This is a genomic window from Vibrio sp. 10N.247.311.51 (assembly GCF_041467855.1).
GTDB classification, from domain to species: Bacteria; Pseudomonadota; Gammaproteobacteria; order Enterobacterales; family Vibrionaceae; genus Vibrio; species Vibrio coralliirubri.
The window spans coordinates 1-15396 of record NZ_JBFSVK010000049.1; the positions used below are offsets into that span (position 1 = coordinate 1).

Sequence of the window (15396 nt, forward strand, 5' to 3'; positions counted from 1 at the left end):
TCGCAATCCGCGAAGGTGGCCGTACAGTTGGTGCTGGTGTTGTAGCTAAAATCTTCGCTTAATAGCATTTAGATTTTTGCACTCTCTTCATTAGAAGAGCACGCATCTGAAAAGGGGAGCTTCGGCTTCCCTTTTTTATTTTGGTTATAAGGGAAATTCATCGCACTTTAGAACAGTTAACTATATTCCAATTTAAATACAGTTATTTACTGACCCACCTTGATCACGCATTTCCGTTATACAACCTTCACAGCCAATTTTTCCAATTACTCGCAAAACACTATAACCAATCGATATAACCAAACAGTAAATATGACTAGTAATAAGAATGATTCCTTTTTATATTTAAGCCTAAGTTAAAGGTTTAGGTTTTAGTATGTACATTTGTTTATGCCATGGGGTTTCGGATAAAAAAATCCGCAAGCTCGTGATAGAAGAGGGCATTACTGACATCAAAGGAATTAAAAAATGTACAGCACTTGGCAGTCAATGCGGCAAGTGTGTACGTTCAGCAAAAGAAGTCATTAACGATACTGCGAAAGACCTGTTCAAACAGGCAAGCTAGTTTTGCCCCAAGGGCATTAGCTTTTTTGACACTTCTCGATTTGGTTCTACAGTTAGAAGAGCCAAAGAGGAGGGCTATGTCATGAAAGGCGATCCAATCATCATTCAACATCTCAATAAAATTCTTGGTAACGAACTCGTCGCGATAAACCAATACTTCTTGCATGCTCGCATGTACAAAGATTGGGGTTTAAAGCACCTGGCCGATAAGGAATACCACGAATCTATCGACGAAATGAAACATGCTGACCATTTAATTGAACGCATACTATTTTTAGAAGGTCTCCCAAACCTTCAAGATTTGGGTAAGTTGAAAATTGGTGAAGATACTGAAGAGATGCTTCAGTGTGATTTATCTCTTGAGATGGAAGCTATACCTGATTTGAAAAATGCCATCGCGTACGCAGAAGATATTCACGACTATGTATCGCGAGATTTATTTCAAGACATCTTAGAAGACGAGGAAGATCACGTCGATTGGTTAGAAACCCAACTTGGTTTAATCAAAATGACTGGGATCCAAAATTATCTACAAGCTCAATATGTGGATGAAGATGACGGTTAAAATACCATAAATAAAAGAGGTAACAGCTGAGGCTTAACCGAGCTGTTACCTTGCTTTCAATTTCCAGCGGTAGGGCACTACCGTACAATACAAACTCTCCAGTTATCCCCGTAAATAGATTCTGCGTTTATTTTTCAAACACCGCTTGCAACTTAAAGTGTGATCTGTATAATGCATCGCACTGGCTAACGCTGGTTGTGAACCAATGAGCACTGAGGAGTAGGTCTTACCTAGTAATGTATACTCAGCTTATGTTCGCGGTTAATAAAAATAGTAAACTTCTTGTTTGCTTCAAAAGTTAACTGACAATGCGTCCTAATTTTGGATGCTACGGTTTCACATAAATCAATCGGCATTCTCTCGTTTTATCGGGTTTGAGTGGCGATATTGTTTGTGTAATTTTTAATAATTGGAGCTCTGTCTCATGCAGAACCAACGTATTCGTATCCGCCTTAAAGCGTTTGATTACAAGCTAATCGATGCTTCAACTGCGGAAATCGTTGAAACAGCAAAACGTACTGGCGCACAGGTTCGTGGTCCTATTCCACTACCTACTCGTAAAGAGCGTTTCACTGTTCTTACCTCTCCACACGTCAACAAAGATGCACGTGACCAGTACGAAATTCGTACTCACAAGCGTTTGATCGACATCGTTGAGCCAACAGATAAAACTGTTGATGCTCTAATGCGTCTTGATCTTGCAGCTGGCGTTGATGTTCAAATCAGCCTAGGTTAAGGGAGATAAGAATAATGATTGGTCTAGTCGGACGTAAAGTGGGTATGACCCGCGTATTTACTGAAGAAGGCGTTTCTATCCCAGTAACTGTTGTTGAGGTTGAAGCGAACCGTATTTCTCAAGTTAAAACTCTTGAGACTGATGGCTACGCAGCAATCCAAGTAACTACTGGTGCTAAGAAAGCTAACCGTGTAACTAAACCTGAAGCTGGTCACTTCGCGAAAGCGGGTGTAGAAGCAGGTCGCGGTCTTTGGGAATTCCGTTTAGAAAACGGCGAAGAGTTTGAAGTTGGCGCTGAGCTAAACGTAGAACTTTTCAACGAAATTAAAAAAGTAGACGTTACTGGTACATCTAAAGGTAAAGGCTTCCAAGGCGCTATCAAGCGTTGGAACTTCTCTACTCAAGATATGACTCACGGTAACTCTTTGTCTCACCGCGCACCGGGTTCAATTGGCCAATGTCAAACTCCAGGCCGCGTGTTTAAAGGCAAGAAAATGGCAGGTCACATGGGTGCTGAGCGTGTAACGACTCAAAACCTAGAGATCGTACGTGTTGACGCTGAGCGCAATCTACTCCTTATTAAAGGTGCAGTACCGGGCTCAACAGGCGGAAACGTGATCGTAAAACCTGCTGTTAAAGCATAACGTCTAGGAGTAAGTAATGGAATTGATGGTTAAAGGTGCTGATGCACTAACTGTTTCCGAGACTACTTTCGGACGTGACTTCAACGAAGCTCTTGTACACCAAGTAGTTGTTGCATATGCAGCAGGTGCTCGTCAAGGTACTCGTGCTCAAAAGACTCGTTCTGAAGTATCTGGCGGTGGCGCTAAGCCATGGCGTCAAAAAGGTACTGGCCGCGCACGTGCTGGTACAATTCGTAGCCCAATCTGGCGTACAGGTGGTGTTACTTTTGCTGCGAAACCACAAGATCACAGCCAAAAAGTAAACAAAAAAATGTACCGCGGTGCTATGAAGAGCATTCTTTCTGAGCTAGTTCGTCAAGAGCGTTTAATCGTTGTTGATAACTTCTCTGTAGAAGCACCAAAAACAAAAGAACTTGTAGCTAAGCTGAAAGAGCTTGAGCTAAGCGACGTTCTGATTGTGACTGGCGAAGTAGATGAAAATCTATTCTTAGCTGCTCGTAACCTATACAAAGTAGATGCACGTGATGTTGCTGGTGTTGATCCAGTATCACTAATCGCTTTCGACAAGGTTCTAATGACTGCTGACGCAGTTAAGCAAGTTGAGGAGATGCTAGCATGATCACTGAAGAGCGTATCTTAAAAGTTCTACGTGCTCCGCACATCTCTGAAAAAGCAACTATGGCAGCTGAGAAAGCGAACACTATCGTTTTCAAAGTAGCTAAAGATGCAACTAAGAAAGAGATCAAAGCAGCTGTAGAAAAGCTATTTGAAGTTGAAGTTAAGTCTGTAAATACTCTTGTATTAAAGGGTAAGACCAAACGTCAAGGTATGCGTGAAGGCCGTCGTTCAGACGTTAAGAAAGCCTACGTTACTTTGAAAGAAGGTCAAGATCTTGACTTCGTTGGCGGCGCGGAATAACAGGAGTAGTAAAAATGGCTATTGTTAAATGTAAGCCGACTTCCCCTGGTCGTCGTCACGTCGTTAAAGTTGTTAACGCTGACCTACACAAGGGTAAGCCATACGCACCACTTCTAGAGAAAAACTCTAAGAACGGTGGTCGTAACAACAACGGTCGTATTACAGTACGTCACATCGGTGGTGGTCATAAGCACCATTACCGTCTGATTGACTTCAAACGTACTAAAGATGGCATCCCAGCGAAAGTTGAGCGTCTAGAATACGATCCAAACCGTAGTGCTAACATCGCTCTAGTTCTGTACGCAGACGGTGAGCGTCGTTACATCATTGCACCTAAAGGTGTTAACGCAGGCGACCAGATTCAATCTGGCGTAGATGCTGCAATCAAAGCAGGTAACACTCTGCCGATGCGCAACATCCCAGTAGGTTCTACTGTACACTGTGTTGAACTTAAGCCTGGTAAAGGTGCTCAACTAGCTCGTTCGGCTGGTGCTTATGCTCAAATCATCGCTCGCGATGGTGCATACGTAACTATCCGTCTACGTTCTGGTGAGATGCGCAAAGTTCTTTCTGAAGGTCGTGCAACGATCGGTGAAGTTGGTAACTCTGAGCATATGCTACGTGAACTTGGTAAAGCTGGTGCTTCACGCTGGCGCGGCGTACGTCCAACCGTACGTGGTGTAGTAATGAACCCGGTGGATCACCCACATGGTGGTGGTGAAGGCCGCACATCTGGTGGTCGTCACCCAGTTTCTCCTTGGGGCGTTCCTACTAAGGGCTTCAAGACTCGTAAGAACAAGCGCACTGACAAGTACATCGTACGTCGTCGCACTAAATAATTTATAAAGAGGAATCGCCATGCCACGTTCTCTCAAGAAAGGTCCTTTTATTGACCTACACTTGCTGAAGAAGGTAGAGAAAGCGGTGGAAAGCGGAGACAAAAAGCCTATTAAGACTTGGTCCCGTCGCTCAATGATCATCCCAACAATGATTGGTTTGACCATCGCTGTCCATAATGGTCGTCAGCACGTTCCAGTTTTCGTTACCGAAGAAATGATCGGTCACAAACTGGGCGAATTTGCACCAACTCGTACTTATCGCGGTCATGCTGCAGATAAGAAAGCTAAGAAGAAATAAGGAGTAGATGATGGAAGCTTTAGCTAAACATAACTTTGCTCGTATTTCTCCACAGAAAGCTCGCTTAGTTGCAGACCAAATTCGCGGTAAGTCGGTAGACCAAGCTCTAGAAATTCTAACTTTCAGCAACAAAAAAGCTGCTGTATTAGTTAAGAAGGTTCTTGAGTCAGCTATCGCTAACGCGGAACATAACGAAGGTGCAGATATCGACGATCTAAATGTCGCTAAAATCTTCGTAGATGAGGGCCCTATCATGAAGCGTATTATGCCTCGTGCTAAAGGTCGTGCGGATCGTATCTTGAAGCGTTCAAGCCACATCACTATTGTTGTAGCAGATCGCTAAAGACTAGGAGAGTAAGCAATGGGTCAGAAAGTACATCCTAATGGTATTCGTCTTGGCATCGTTAAGCCTTGGAATGCTACATGGTTTGCTAATACCAACGAATTCGCTGACAACCTAGACGGCGACTTCAAGGTACGTCAGTTCCTTACAAAGGAACTACAAAAAGCATCATTATCTCGTATCGTTATCGAGCGTCCAGCTAAGAGCATCCGTGTGACTATTCACACTGCTCGTCCTGGCGTTGTTATCGGTAAGAAAGGTGAAGACGTAGAGAAGCTACGCGCAGCTGTAGCTAAAATCGCAGGTGTACCAGCGCAAATTAACATCGCTGAAGTACGTAAGCCTGAGCTAGATGGTCAGCTTGTAGCTGATAGCATCGCGTCTCAACTAGAGCGTCGTGTTATGTTCCGTCGTGCAATGAAGCGTGCGGTACAAAATGCTATGCGTCTAGGCGCTAAAGGCATCAAAGTACAAGTAGGCGGCCGTCTTGGCGGTGCTGAAATCGCACGTTCTGAGTGGTACCGTGAAGGCCGTGTGCCTCTACACACTCTACGTGCAGACATTGATTACGCAACTTCTTCGGCTCACACTCAATACGGTGTGATCGGCATTAAAGTTTGGATCTTCAAAGGTGAGATTCTAGGCGGTATGCCAGCTGCTAACGCAGTAGAGCCAAAAGGCGATAAGCCTAAGAAGCAGCGTAAAGGCCGTAAGTAAGGAGTCGAACGATGCTACAACCAAAACGTACTAAGTTCCGCAAGGTTATGACTGGTCGTAACCGTGGTCTAGCTAAAGGTACTGAAGTAAGCTTCGGCGAATTCGGTCTTAAAGCTGTTGGCCGTGGTCGTCTGACTGCACGTCAAATCGAAGCGGCACGTCGTGCTATGACACGTCACATTAAGCGTCAAGGTCAAATCTGGATCCGTGTATTCCCAGACAAGCCGATTACTGAAAAGCCTCTTGAAGTTCGTCAAGGTAAAGGTAAAGGTTCAGTTGCGTACTGGGTTGCTCAAATCCAACCAGGCAAAGTTATGTACGAGATGAATGGCGTACCTGAAGAGTTGGCACGTGAAGCGTTCCGCCTAGCGGCACGTAAACTGCCTGTTAAAACTACTTTTGTAACTAAGCAGGTGATGTGATGAAAGCACAAGATCTACGCGAAAAGAACGTTGAAGAGCTTAACGCTGAGCTATTGAATTTGCTACGTGAACAGTTCAACTTGCGCATGCAAGCTGCAACTGGTCAACTACAGCAAACTCATACTCTAAAAGCTGTACGCCGTGACATCGCACGTGTGAAAACTGTTTTGACTGAAAAGGCAGGCGCATAATGAGCGAAACTAACCGCATCCAGCAAGGCCGTGTAGTAAGTGACAAGATGGACAAGTCTATCGTTGTTGCTATTGAGCGCACTGTAAAACACCCAATTTACGGTAAGTTCATCAAACGCACGACTAAAGTACACGCACACGACGAAGACAACACTTGTGGCCTAGGCGACAAAGTTGAAATCGCTGAGTGTCGTCCTCTGTCTAAGACTAAGTCTTGGACATTGGTTAAAGTTCTAGAAAAAGCGAAGATTTAATCTTTGTAATTCTATAACTTATAAGCGGCTCCAAATAATTTTTTGGAGCCGCTTGTTTTTTGTCTACCCAATTTAAAAAAAGGGTGGTACAATTCGCGTCCCTTTTAAAGAGGCAGCCCGACCCGAGAGGGTCTAGTTTTAATATTTAGCGGAGCACTAACAATGATCCAGATGCAAAGTACACTTGACGCAGCAGATAACTCTGGCGCGCGCAAGGTAATGTGTATTAAGGTTCTGGGTGGCTCTCACCGCCGTTATGCACATATCGGTGACGTCATCAAGGTTACAGTGAAGGAAGCGATTCCTCGCGGTAAAGTAAAGAAAGGTGATGTTCTGAAGGCGGTAGTAGTGCGCACCCGTAAAGGCGTTCGTCGCCCAGACGGTTCTGTCATTCGCTTCGACAGTAATGCTTGTGTATTGTTAAATGACACTACTGAGCAACCAGTCGGCACACGTATCTTTGGTCCTGTGACTCGTGAACTTCGTAACGCGAAATTCATGAAGATTGTATCACTAGCACCTGAAGTTCTGTAAGGAGCGGCAATATGGCAGCTAAAATCCGTCGTAATGACGAAGTAATCATTCTTGCTGGTAAAGATAAAGGCAAGAAAGGTAAAGTAACTAAGGTTCTGACAACTGGTAAAGTTATCGTTGAAGGCATCAACCTTGTTAAGAAACACCAAAAGCCGGTTCCGGCTCTAGGTCAACAAGGTGGCATCGTTGAACAAGAAGCAGCTATTGATGCTTCTAACGTTGCTGTTTTTAACGCGGCTACTGGTAAAGCAGACCGTATCGGTTTCCGTATCGAAGATGGCAAGAAAGTTCGTTTCTTCAAATCTAACGGCGAAACTGTTTCTAACTAATTAGAAGTAATTTGGAGTTCTACTATGGCGAAACTGCATGATTACTACAAGTCGTCTGTAGTCGCTGAGCTTACCAAAGAGTTCAGCTACACAAGCGTCATGCAAGTCCCTAGGATTGAGAAAATCACCCTAAACATGGGCGTTGGTGAAGCAATCAACGATAAGAAACTGCTAGAAAACGCAGCAGCTGATATGGCAACGATCTCTGGTCAAAAGCCACTTATCACTAAAGCGCGTAAATCTGTAGCTGGTTTCAAAATTCGTGAAGGCTACCCAATTGGTTGTAAAGTAACCTTGCGTGGTGAGCGCATGTGGGAATTTTTAGAGCGTTTAATCTCTATCGCACTTCCACGTGTACGTGATTTCCGTGGTGTTAGCGCTAAGTCTTTTGACGGTCGCGGTAACTACAGCATGGGCGTTCGCGAGCAAATCATCTTTCCGGAAATCGACTACGATAAAGTCGATCGCGTCCGCGGTCTTGATATCACTATCACGACTTCTGCGGGTTCCGATGAGGAAGGCCGAGCTCTGCTGGCTGCCTTTAACTTCCCATTCCGTAAGTAAGGGTAGGGTTACTGTTATGGCTAAACAATCAATGAAAGCACGTGAAGCTAAACGTGCAAAACTAGTAGCTAAGTTCGCTGAAAAGCGTTCTGCGCTAAAAGTTATCATTAGCGATGTAAACGCATCTGAAGAAGATCGTTGGAATGCGGTTCTTAAACTGCAATCTCTTCCACGTGATTCAAGTGCATCACGTCAGCGCAACCGTTGCAACCAAACTGGTCGTCCACACGGTTACCTACGTAAATTCGGTCTAAGCCGCATTAAGGTTCGTGAAGCTTGCATGAAAGGCGAGATTCCGGGTCTTCGTAAGGCTAGCTGGTAATTGCCACTTAATCATTTGGAGTAAATCTTATGAGCATGCAAGATCCGATTTCGGATATGCTGACCCGAGTTCGTAACGGTCAGGCAGCAAACAAAGTTGCTGTAAAAATGCCTTCTTCAAAGCTTAAAGTTGCAATTGCTGCATTACTTAAAGCTGAAGGTTACATCGTAGACTTCGCTGTTAACAGCGAAGCAAAACCTGAGCTAGAAGTTACTCTTAAGTACTTCCAAGCTAAACCTGTAATCGAGCAAATCAAGCGTGTATCACGTCCTGGTCTAAGAGTTTATAAAAATAAAGACTCTTTACCTACAGTGATGGGTGGTCTTGGTATTGCAGTTGTTTCTACTTCCAAGGGTCTGATGTCTGACCGTGCTGCTCGTAAAGCAGGTCTTGGCGGTGAAATCATCTGTTACGTAGCTTAAGGAGTAGATTATGTCTCGTGTTGCTAAAGCACCTGTCGCTATTCCAGCTGGCGTAGAGGTGAAACTAAACGGCCAAGAAGTTACTGTAAAAGGTAGCAAAGGTGAGCTTACTCGCGTTCTTAACAGCGCCGTAGTTATTGCACAGGAAGAAACCAACCTAACTTTCGGTCCGAAAGAAGGTGTTACTAACGCATGGGCACAAGCTGGTACAGCTCGCGCTCTAGTTAATAACATGGTTGTGGGTGTTACTGAGGGCTTCACTAAGAAGCTAACTCTTAAGGGTGTTGGTTACCGTGCTGCTATGAAAGGCAACTCTGTAGCTCTAACACTTGGTTTTTCTCACCCAGTAGAGCACGCTCTACCTGAAGGTATTAAAGCTGAGTGCCCTAGCCAAACTGAGATCATCATTACTGGTTGCGATAAGCAAGTAGTAGGTCAAGTTGCGGCTGACATTCGTTCTTACCGTGCTCCTGAGCCTTACAAAGGCAAAGGTGTTCGTTACGCAGATGAAAATGTGCGTACTAAAGAAGCTAAGAAGAAGTAAGGTATCACTATGGATAAGAAAGCATCTCGCATCCGTCGTGCTACACGTGCACGTCGTAAGATTGCAGAACTTGGTGCAACTCGCCTGGTAGTACACCGTACTCCTCGCCATGTTTACGCACAAGTTATCGCGGCAAACGGCTCTGAGGTTATCGCAGCTGCTTCTACTGTAGAAAAAGCGATCCGTGAGCAAGTTAAGAACACTGGTAACGTTGATGCAGCTAAAGCAGTTGGTAAAGCTGTTGCTGAGCGCGCTCTTGAAAAAGGCGTAGCTTCAGTTGCATTCGATCGTTCTGGTTTCCAATACCACGGTCGAGTAGCGGCGCTAGCAGATTCTGCTCGCGAAGCTGGTCTGAAATTCTAAGGTAGGGTTGGAAGATGGCTAAAGAACAACAACAAGCTAATGATTTGCAAGAAAAGCTGATCGCAGTTAACCGTGTATCTAAGACGGTTAAAGGTGGTCGAATCATGAGCTTCACTGCACTAACAGTAGTTGGTGACGGTAATGGTCGTGTAGGTTTCGGTTACGGCAAAGCTCGTGAAGTACCTGCTGCGATTCAAAAAGCAATGGAAAAAGCGCGTCGTAACATGGTTACTGTTGCGCTTAACGAAGGCACTCTTCACCACCCGGTGAAAGGTCGTCATTCGGGCTCTAAAGTTTACATGCAGCCAGCTGCTGAAGGTACAGGTGTTATTGCCGGTGGTGCAATGCGTGCCGTACTTGAAGTTGCAGGCGTACATAACGTACTTTCTAAAGCATACGGTTCAACGAACCCTATCAACGTTGTTCGCGCAACGATTGGTGCTCTAGTAGACGTTAAGTCACCAGAAATGGTTGCTGCTAAACGTGGTCTAACTGTTGAATCTATTTCGGAGTAAGCACACGATGGCAACTATTAAAGTAACTCAAACTAAAAGCTCAATTGGTCGCCTACCTAAGCACAAAGCGTGTCTTAAAGGTCTAGGTCTTCGTCGCATCAACCATACAGTAGAACTTGAAGATACACCGTGCGTACGCGGTATGATCAACAAGGTTTACTACATGGTTAAGATTGAGGAGTAATCAGAATGCGTTTGAATACTCTATCACCGGCTGCTGGCTCTAAACCTTCTAAGAAGCGTGTAGGTCGTGGTATCGGTTCTGGCCTTGGTAAAACAGGTGGCCGCGGTCACAAAGGTCAAAAGTCACGTTCTGGCGGCTCTGTTCGTCCAGGTTTTGAAGGCGGTCAAATGCCTCTAAAACAACGTCTACCTAAATTCGGTTTCACTTCTCGTAAGAGCCTAGTGTCTGCTGAAGTTCGTCTAGCTGAGCTAGCGAAAGTAACAGGTGACGTAGTTGATCTTAACAGCCTTAAAGCTGCTAACGTTATCACTAAGAACATCGAGTTTGTTAAGATCGTTCTTTCTGGTGACCTAAGCAAAGCTGTGACTGTTAAAGGTCTACGCGTGACTAAAGGCGCTAAAGCTGCAATCGAAGCTGCAGGCGGTAAAATCGAGGAATAATCTCGAGGAACGAGGTACAGATGGCTAAGAAACCAGGACAAGATTTTCGTAGTGCTCAGAGCGGCTTAAGTGAACTAAAGTCGCGCTTATTATTCGTAATTGGTGCACTTTTAGTATTCCGAGCCGGCTCTTTTGTGCCGATCCCTGGTATTGACGCAGCTGTACTTGCCGATTTGTTCGATCAGCAAAAAGGTACCATCGTAGAAATGTTTAACATGTTCTCCGGTGGTGCTCTTGAGCGTGCATCTATATTAGCATTGGGGATCATGCCGTACATTTCGGCATCGATCGTAGTCCAATTGCTAACTGTAGTTCATCCAGCGTTAGCGGAACTCAAGAAAGAGGGTGAAGCAGGCCGTCGTAAGATAAGCCAATATACACGCTACGGCACGCTTGTACTTGCAACATTCCAAGCTATTGGTATCGCAACAGGCTTACCAAACATGGTCGACAATCTGGTTGTTATCAACCAAACCATGTTTACGCTTATTGCTACCGTGAGTTTAGTAACTGGTACCATGTTCTTAATGTGGTTAGGTGAACAAATCACTGAGCGAGGAATCGGTAATGGTATTTCCATTCTGATTTTTGCAGGTATTGTTGCTGGATTGCCTTCTGCAATCGGTCAAACAATCGAGCAAGCGCGTCAAGGTGAATTGCATGTGCTTCTTCTGCTGTTGATTGCTGTATTGTCTTTTGCTGTTATTTACTTCGTAGTTTTCATGGAACGTGGTCAACGTCGTATCGTCGTTAACTATGCGAAACGTCAACAAGGTCGTAAAGTTTTTGCAGCACAAAGCTCTCACTTGCCTCTTAAGATTAATATGGCAGGTGTTATTCCAGCGATTTTCGCATCAAGTATTATTTTGTTCCCAGGAACATTAGCGCAGTGGTTTGGTCAAAATGGTGAAAGCAGCGCGTTCGGTTGGTTAACTGACGTGTCATTAGCTCTTAGCCCAGGTCAACCTTTGTATGTAATGCTTTATGCAGCAGCTATAATCTTCTTCTGTTTCTTCTATACAGCGTTGGTGTTTAACCCACGTGAAACAGCTGATAACTTGAAGAAGTCTGGTGCATTCGTACCCGGTATCCGCCCAGGTGAGCAGACAGCGAAATATATCGATAAAGTGATGACTAGACTAACCCTTGCGGGCGCTCTATACATTACTTTTATATGTCTGATTCCTGAGTTCATGATGGTCGCGTGGAACGTTCGTTTCTACTTCGGCGGCACATCACTACTAATCGTAGTGGTAGTTATCATGGATTTCATGGCACAGGTACAGACTCATCTGATGTCACAACAGTATGATTCTGTGTTAAAGAAAGCGAATCTGAAGGGTTACGGCCGTTAATTCGGTGGTAACAATTTCGATTCCATTTACGGAGTTTAGCAATGAAAGTTCGTGCTTCCGTTAAAAAAATCTGCCGTAACTGTAAAGTTATCAAGCGTAACGGTGTCGTTCGCGTGATTTGCAGTGAGCCAAAGCATAAGCAACGCCAAGGCTAATTAGCAGAAATTTTTACTTGAAATACAAGGTAGAGTCGAGTATATTCCTCGGCCTACCTTTTGCGTGCAAAAGAAGTAGTATGCCGCAGCGTATCCATAACGGGCTTTGCTGCGGATAATTCTTTTATGAACCCCTTAGGAGTGAATAATGGCCCGTATAGCCGGCATTAACATTCCTGATCATAAGCATTCTGTAATTGCACTTACTGCAATCTACGGTATCGGTAAAACTCGCTCTCAAGCTATTCTAGCTGAAGTGGGTATTGCTGAAGATGCTAAGATCAGTGAACTAACTGAAGAGCAGATCGATCAACTGCGTGATGGTGTAGCTAAGTACACTGTAGAAGGTGATCTACGTCGTGAAGTATCGATGAACATCAAGCGTCTTATGGACCTTGGCTGTTACCGCGGTCTTCGTCATCGTCGCAGTCTACCACTACGTGGACAGCGTACTAAAACCAACGCTCGCACCCGTAAGGGTCCGCGCAAGCCGATCAAGAAATAGTCGGATAAGGTAGAGTACAATGGCAAAACAACCAACTCGCGCGCGTAAGCGCGTACGCAAGCAAGTAGCTGATGGCGTAGCGCACATTCATGCTTCTTTCAACAACACAATCGTAACTATCACTGACCGTCAAGGCAACGCTCTTGCATGGGCTACAGCAGGTGGTTCAGGTTTCCGTGGTTCTCGTAAATCTACTCCGTTCGCAGCACAAGTTGCAGCTGAGCGTTGTGGTGAAATGGCTAAAGAATATGGCCTAAAGAACTTGGAAGTTATGGTTAAGGGTCCAGGTCCAGGTCGCGAATCTACTGTTCGTGCACTGAACGCTGCTGGTTTCCGTATCACTAACATTGTTGATGCGACACCAATCCCTCATAACGGTTGTCGTCCACCTAAGAAACGTCGCGTTTAAGTTTCGTTTCTAGGAATATTGGAGAAAGATCATGGCAAGATATTTGGGTCCTAAGCTGAAGCTTAGCCGTCGCGAAGGTACTGACTTATTCCTTAAGTCTGGTGTCCGTGCGATCGATACCAAGTGTAAAATTGATAACGCACCAGGTGTACACGGCGCTCGTCGCGGTCGTCTATCTGAGTATGGCGTTCAGCTTCGTGAGAAGCAAAAAGTTCGTCGTATCTACGGCGTTCTAGAAAAACAATTCCGCAACTACTACAAAGAAGCTGCACGTCTTAAAGGCAACACAGGTGCAAACCTGCTTCAGCTTCTTGAAGGTCGTCTTGATAACGTAGTTTACCGTATGGGCTTTGGCGCTACTCGTGCTGAATCTCGTCAACTAGTTAGCCACAAGTCTATTCTAGTTAACGGTAAAGTTGTAAACGTTCCTTCTTTCAAAGTAGCGGCAAACGACGTTGTTTCTATCCGCGAGAAAGCTAAACAGCAATCTCGTATTAAAGCGGCTCTAGAAGTTGCTGAACAACGTGAAAAGCCAACTTGGATTGAAGTAGATGCTGGCAAAATGGAAGGTACATTCAAGCGTATGCCTGAGCGTTCTGACCTATCAGCTGACATCAATGAACACTTGATCGTCGAACTTTACTCTAAGTAAGGTTAAAAAAAGAGAGGACACAATGCAGGGTTCTGTAACAGAATTTCTTAAGCCGCGTCTTGTTGACATTGAACAGATCAATACGACACACGCGAAAGTAACTCTTGAGCCATTAGAGCGCGGTTTCGGCCACACTCTAGGTAATGCTCTTCGCCGCATTCTTCTATCTTCTATGCCGGGTTGTGCCGTAACAGAAGTTGAAATTGAAGGTGTGCTACACGAATACAGCACTAAAGAAGGCGTTCAGGAAGATATCCTGGAAATCCTTCTAAACCTTAAAGGTTTGGCTGTACGCGTTGCTGAAGGCAAAGATGAAGTGTTTATTACACTGAACAAATCAGGCTCAGGCCCTGTTGTTGCAGGTGACATCACCCACGATGGTGATGTAGAGATCGCTAACCCTGAGCACGTAATTTGTCACCTAACGGATGACAACGCTGAGATCGCTATGCGTATCAAAGTAGAACGTGGTCGTGGTTACGTTCCAGCTTCAGCTCGTATCCATACTGAAGAAGATGAGCGTCCTATCGGTCGTCTATTAGTTGACGCTACTTACAGCCCGGTTGATAAAATCGCTTACGCTGTAGAAGCGGCACGTGTAGAACAACGTACTGATTTAGACAAGCTTGTTATCGATATGGAAACGAACGGTACTCTAGAACCTGAGGAAGCAATCCGTCGTGCAGCTACTATTTTAGCTGAACAACTGGATGCGTTCGTAGATCTTCGTGATGTACGTGTACCTGAGGAGAAGGAAGAGAAGCCAGAATTCGATCCTATCCTACTACGTCCTGTAGACGATCTTGAACTAACAGTTCGCTCTGCTAACTGTTTGAAAGCAGAAGCGATTCACTACATCGGTGATCTTGTACAGCGCACTGAGGTTGAGCTACTTAAAACGCCAAACCTTGGTAAGAAATCTCTTACAGAGATTAAAGATGTGCTTGCTTCACGTGGTCTTTCTCTAGGCATGCGTCTAGAAAACTGGCCACCAGCGTCAATCGCTGAAGATTAATCGAAAAGTTAGAAGGATTAGGTCATGCGCCATCGTAAAAGTGGTCGTCAACTCAACCGCAACAGCAGTCATCGCAAAGCGATGTTCAGCAACATGGCTAGCTCTCTTGTTCGTCACGAAGTTATTAAAACTACCGTGCCTAAAGCAAAAGAACTACGTCGCGTAATTGAGCCATTGATTACCCTAGCTAAGACAGACAGTGTTGCTAACCGTCGTCTTGCATTTGCTCGCACTCGTGATAACGAAGTTGTGGCAAAACTATTTAATGAACTAGGCCCGCGTTTTGCGGCTCGCCAAGGTGGTTACACTCGCATTCTTAAATGTGGTTTCCGTACTGGTGATAAAGCTCCAATGGCTTACATTGAGCTTGTAGACCGCCCAGCTGCTGAAGAAGCTGCTGAGTAATCTATACTAGATTCTTAATACAAAAGCCGAGCATTAGCTCGGCTTTTTTGTGTCTGTAGAACAAGGAAAAGATAATAGAAATTGCACCATGATGTTTGGCACTTTTTGCTTGTCTTATCTGCTCTATTTTTCAAAAATATCTCGTATCTCGTATCTCGTATCTCGTATCTCGTATCTCGTATCTCGTATCTC

The 15396-nt window shown here is 44.8% G+C and carries 30 protein-coding genes; all 30 read left to right on the forward strand.

The features are described 5' to 3' along the window. Window positions 1-376: 376 nt before the first annotated feature. The 30 genes from AB6E85_RS25055 (at window position 377) to rplQ (ending at window position 15204) form a co-directional block, all read left to right on the forward strand. Window positions 377-565 carry a (2Fe-2S)-binding protein gene (locus AB6E85_RS25055; protein WP_017629804.1) on the forward strand — a complete coding sequence of 63 codons (189 nt, stop codon included), beginning with the start codon at window positions 377-379 and terminating at the stop codon, window positions 563-565. Window positions 566-646: 81 nt separating this feature from the next. Continuing rightward, a complete protein-coding gene (gene bfr, locus AB6E85_RS25060) occupies window positions 647-1129 on the forward strand; it encodes a bacterioferritin (RefSeq protein ID WP_048605981.1) in 483 nt (160 codons plus the stop codon). 424 nt (window positions 1130-1553) lie between these two features. Next, window positions 1554-1865 (forward strand): 30S ribosomal protein S10, encoded by a 312-nt coding sequence (gene rpsJ / locus AB6E85_RS25065; protein WP_004736761.1) that lies wholly within the window; start codon window positions 1554-1556, stop codon window positions 1863-1865. 14 nt (window positions 1866-1879) lie between these two features. Next, the gene (rplC, locus tag AB6E85_RS25070) at window positions 1880-2509 is read left to right on the forward strand and encodes a 50S ribosomal protein L3 (protein WP_004736763.1); all 630 of its coding nucleotides are present in this window, start codon (window positions 1880-1882) and stop codon (window positions 2507-2509) included. A gap of 16 nt (window positions 2510-2525) precedes the next feature. Further along, window positions 2526-3128 (forward strand): 50S ribosomal protein L4, encoded by a 603-nt coding sequence (gene rplD, locus AB6E85_RS25075; RefSeq protein ID WP_004738803.1) that lies wholly within the window; start codon window positions 2526-2528, stop codon window positions 3126-3128. Next, the gene (gene rplW, locus AB6E85_RS25080; RefSeq protein WP_004736765.1) at window positions 3125-3427 is read left to right on the forward strand and encodes a 50S ribosomal protein L23; all 303 of its coding nucleotides are present in this window, start codon (window positions 3125-3127) and stop codon (window positions 3425-3427) included. Before rplD ends, rplW begins: the two co-directional genes overlap by 4 nt. A gap of 14 nt (window positions 3428-3441) precedes the next feature. Further along, the gene (gene rplB / locus AB6E85_RS25085) at window positions 3442-4266 is read left to right on the forward strand and encodes a 50S ribosomal protein L2 (protein ID WP_017076297.1); all 825 of its coding nucleotides are present in this window, start codon (window positions 3442-3444) and stop codon (window positions 4264-4266) included. Window positions 4267-4285: 19 nt separating this feature from the next. Beyond that, a complete protein-coding gene (rpsS, locus tag AB6E85_RS25090) occupies window positions 4286-4564 on the forward strand; it encodes a 30S ribosomal protein S19 (protein WP_004736729.1) in 279 nt (92 codons plus the stop codon). 10 nt (window positions 4565-4574) lie between these two features. Further along, window positions 4575-4907 carry a 50S ribosomal protein L22 gene (gene rplV, locus AB6E85_RS25095; protein ID WP_004736732.1) on the forward strand — a complete coding sequence of 111 codons (333 nt, stop codon included), beginning with the start codon at window positions 4575-4577 and terminating at the stop codon, window positions 4905-4907. A gap of 18 nt (window positions 4908-4925) precedes the next feature. Further along, window positions 4926-5624, forward strand: coding sequence for a 30S ribosomal protein S3 (rpsC, locus tag AB6E85_RS25100; RefSeq protein WP_004736734.1), 699 nt, complete (start codon window positions 4926-4928; stop codon window positions 5622-5624). Between the two features lie 11 nt (window positions 5625-5635). Continuing rightward, a complete protein-coding gene (rplP, locus tag AB6E85_RS25105; protein WP_004736736.1) occupies window positions 5636-6046 on the forward strand; it encodes a 50S ribosomal protein L16 in 411 nt (136 codons plus the stop codon). Beyond that, the gene (gene rpmC / locus AB6E85_RS25110; protein ID WP_004736737.1) at window positions 6046-6237 is read left to right on the forward strand and encodes a 50S ribosomal protein L29; all 192 of its coding nucleotides are present in this window, start codon (window positions 6046-6048) and stop codon (window positions 6235-6237) included. The genes rplP and rpmC overlap by 1 nt, the downstream gene beginning before the upstream one ends. After that, a complete protein-coding gene (gene rpsQ / locus AB6E85_RS25115; protein WP_004736739.1) occupies window positions 6237-6491 on the forward strand; it encodes a 30S ribosomal protein S17 in 255 nt (84 codons plus the stop codon). The genes rpmC and rpsQ overlap by 1 nt, the downstream gene beginning before the upstream one ends. 162 nt (window positions 6492-6653) lie before the next feature. After that, complete coding sequence (rplN, locus tag AB6E85_RS25120; RefSeq protein WP_004736740.1) at window positions 6654-7025, forward strand: 50S ribosomal protein L14; 372 nt, start codon at window positions 6654-6656, stop codon at window positions 7023-7025. Between the two features lie 11 nt (window positions 7026-7036). Beyond that, window positions 7037-7354, forward strand: coding sequence for a 50S ribosomal protein L24 (gene rplX, locus AB6E85_RS25125; RefSeq protein ID WP_004738792.1), 318 nt, complete (start codon window positions 7037-7039; stop codon window positions 7352-7354). A 24-nt stretch (window positions 7355-7378) separates the two neighbouring features. Further along, entirely contained in the window at window positions 7379-7918 is a 540-nt protein-coding gene (gene rplE, locus AB6E85_RS25130) for a 50S ribosomal protein L5 (protein ID WP_004738790.1), read from the forward strand. Window positions 7919-7934: 16 nt separating this feature from the next. Further along, on the forward strand, window positions 7935-8240 hold the full coding sequence (gene rpsN / locus AB6E85_RS25135; RefSeq protein ID WP_004738789.1) for a 30S ribosomal protein S14: 306 nt from the start codon (window positions 7935-7937) through the stop codon (window positions 8238-8240). A gap of 29 nt (window positions 8241-8269) precedes the next feature. Next, window positions 8270-8662 (forward strand): 30S ribosomal protein S8, encoded by a 393-nt coding sequence (gene rpsH, locus AB6E85_RS25140; RefSeq protein WP_017061309.1) that lies wholly within the window; start codon window positions 8270-8272, stop codon window positions 8660-8662. A gap of 10 nt (window positions 8663-8672) precedes the next feature. Beyond that, a complete protein-coding gene (gene rplF / locus AB6E85_RS25145; RefSeq protein ID WP_017063712.1) occupies window positions 8673-9206 on the forward strand; it encodes a 50S ribosomal protein L6 in 534 nt (177 codons plus the stop codon). A gap of 9 nt (window positions 9207-9215) precedes the next feature. After that, window positions 9216-9569 carry a 50S ribosomal protein L18 gene (gene rplR / locus AB6E85_RS25150; RefSeq protein WP_048605977.1) on the forward strand — a complete coding sequence of 118 codons (354 nt, stop codon included), beginning with the start codon at window positions 9216-9218 and terminating at the stop codon, window positions 9567-9569. Window positions 9570-9583: 14 nt separating this feature from the next. Next, window positions 9584-10084 carry a 30S ribosomal protein S5 gene (gene rpsE, locus AB6E85_RS25155; protein WP_004736754.1) on the forward strand — a complete coding sequence of 167 codons (501 nt, stop codon included), beginning with the start codon at window positions 9584-9586 and terminating at the stop codon, window positions 10082-10084. Window positions 10085-10091: 7 nt separating this feature from the next. Then, window positions 10092-10268, forward strand: a complete 177-nt coding sequence (rpmD, locus tag AB6E85_RS25160; RefSeq protein WP_004736756.1) for a 50S ribosomal protein L30 — start codon at window positions 10092-10094, stop codon at window positions 10266-10268. Window positions 10269-10273: 5 nt separating this feature from the next. Next, entirely contained in the window at window positions 10274-10708 is a 435-nt protein-coding gene (rplO, locus tag AB6E85_RS25165) for a 50S ribosomal protein L15 (protein ID WP_004736758.1), read from the forward strand. Window positions 10709-10728: 20 nt separating this feature from the next. After that, window positions 10729-12063 carry a preprotein translocase subunit SecY gene (secY, locus tag AB6E85_RS25170; protein ID WP_004738781.1) on the forward strand — a complete coding sequence of 445 codons (1335 nt, stop codon included), beginning with the start codon at window positions 10729-10731 and terminating at the stop codon, window positions 12061-12063. 41 nt (window positions 12064-12104) lie between these two features. Then, window positions 12105-12218, forward strand: a complete 114-nt coding sequence (rpmJ, locus tag AB6E85_RS25175; protein ID WP_000868186.1) for a 50S ribosomal protein L36 — start codon at window positions 12105-12107, stop codon at window positions 12216-12218. A gap of 148 nt (window positions 12219-12366) precedes the next feature. Next, the gene (rpsM, locus tag AB6E85_RS25180) at window positions 12367-12723 is read left to right on the forward strand and encodes a 30S ribosomal protein S13 (protein ID WP_004738779.1); all 357 of its coding nucleotides are present in this window, start codon (window positions 12367-12369) and stop codon (window positions 12721-12723) included. A 19-nt stretch (window positions 12724-12742) separates the two neighbouring features. Next, a complete protein-coding gene (gene rpsK / locus AB6E85_RS25185) occupies window positions 12743-13132 on the forward strand; it encodes a 30S ribosomal protein S11 (RefSeq protein ID WP_004738778.1) in 390 nt (129 codons plus the stop codon). A gap of 31 nt (window positions 13133-13163) precedes the next feature. Beyond that, window positions 13164-13784, forward strand: coding sequence for a 30S ribosomal protein S4 (rpsD, locus tag AB6E85_RS25190; RefSeq protein WP_004738777.1), 621 nt, complete (start codon window positions 13164-13166; stop codon window positions 13782-13784). 22 nt (window positions 13785-13806) lie between these two features. After that, window positions 13807-14799: a DNA-directed RNA polymerase subunit alpha gene (locus AB6E85_RS25195; protein ID WP_004729813.1), complete on the forward strand. Its 993-nt coding sequence runs from the start codon at window positions 13807-13809 to the stop codon at window positions 14797-14799. A gap of 24 nt (window positions 14800-14823) precedes the next feature. Next, window positions 14824-15204 carry a 50S ribosomal protein L17 gene (gene rplQ / locus AB6E85_RS25200; protein WP_004729812.1) on the forward strand — a complete coding sequence of 127 codons (381 nt, stop codon included), beginning with the start codon at window positions 14824-14826 and terminating at the stop codon, window positions 15202-15204. The last annotated feature ends 192 nt before the right edge of the window (window positions 15205-15396 follow it).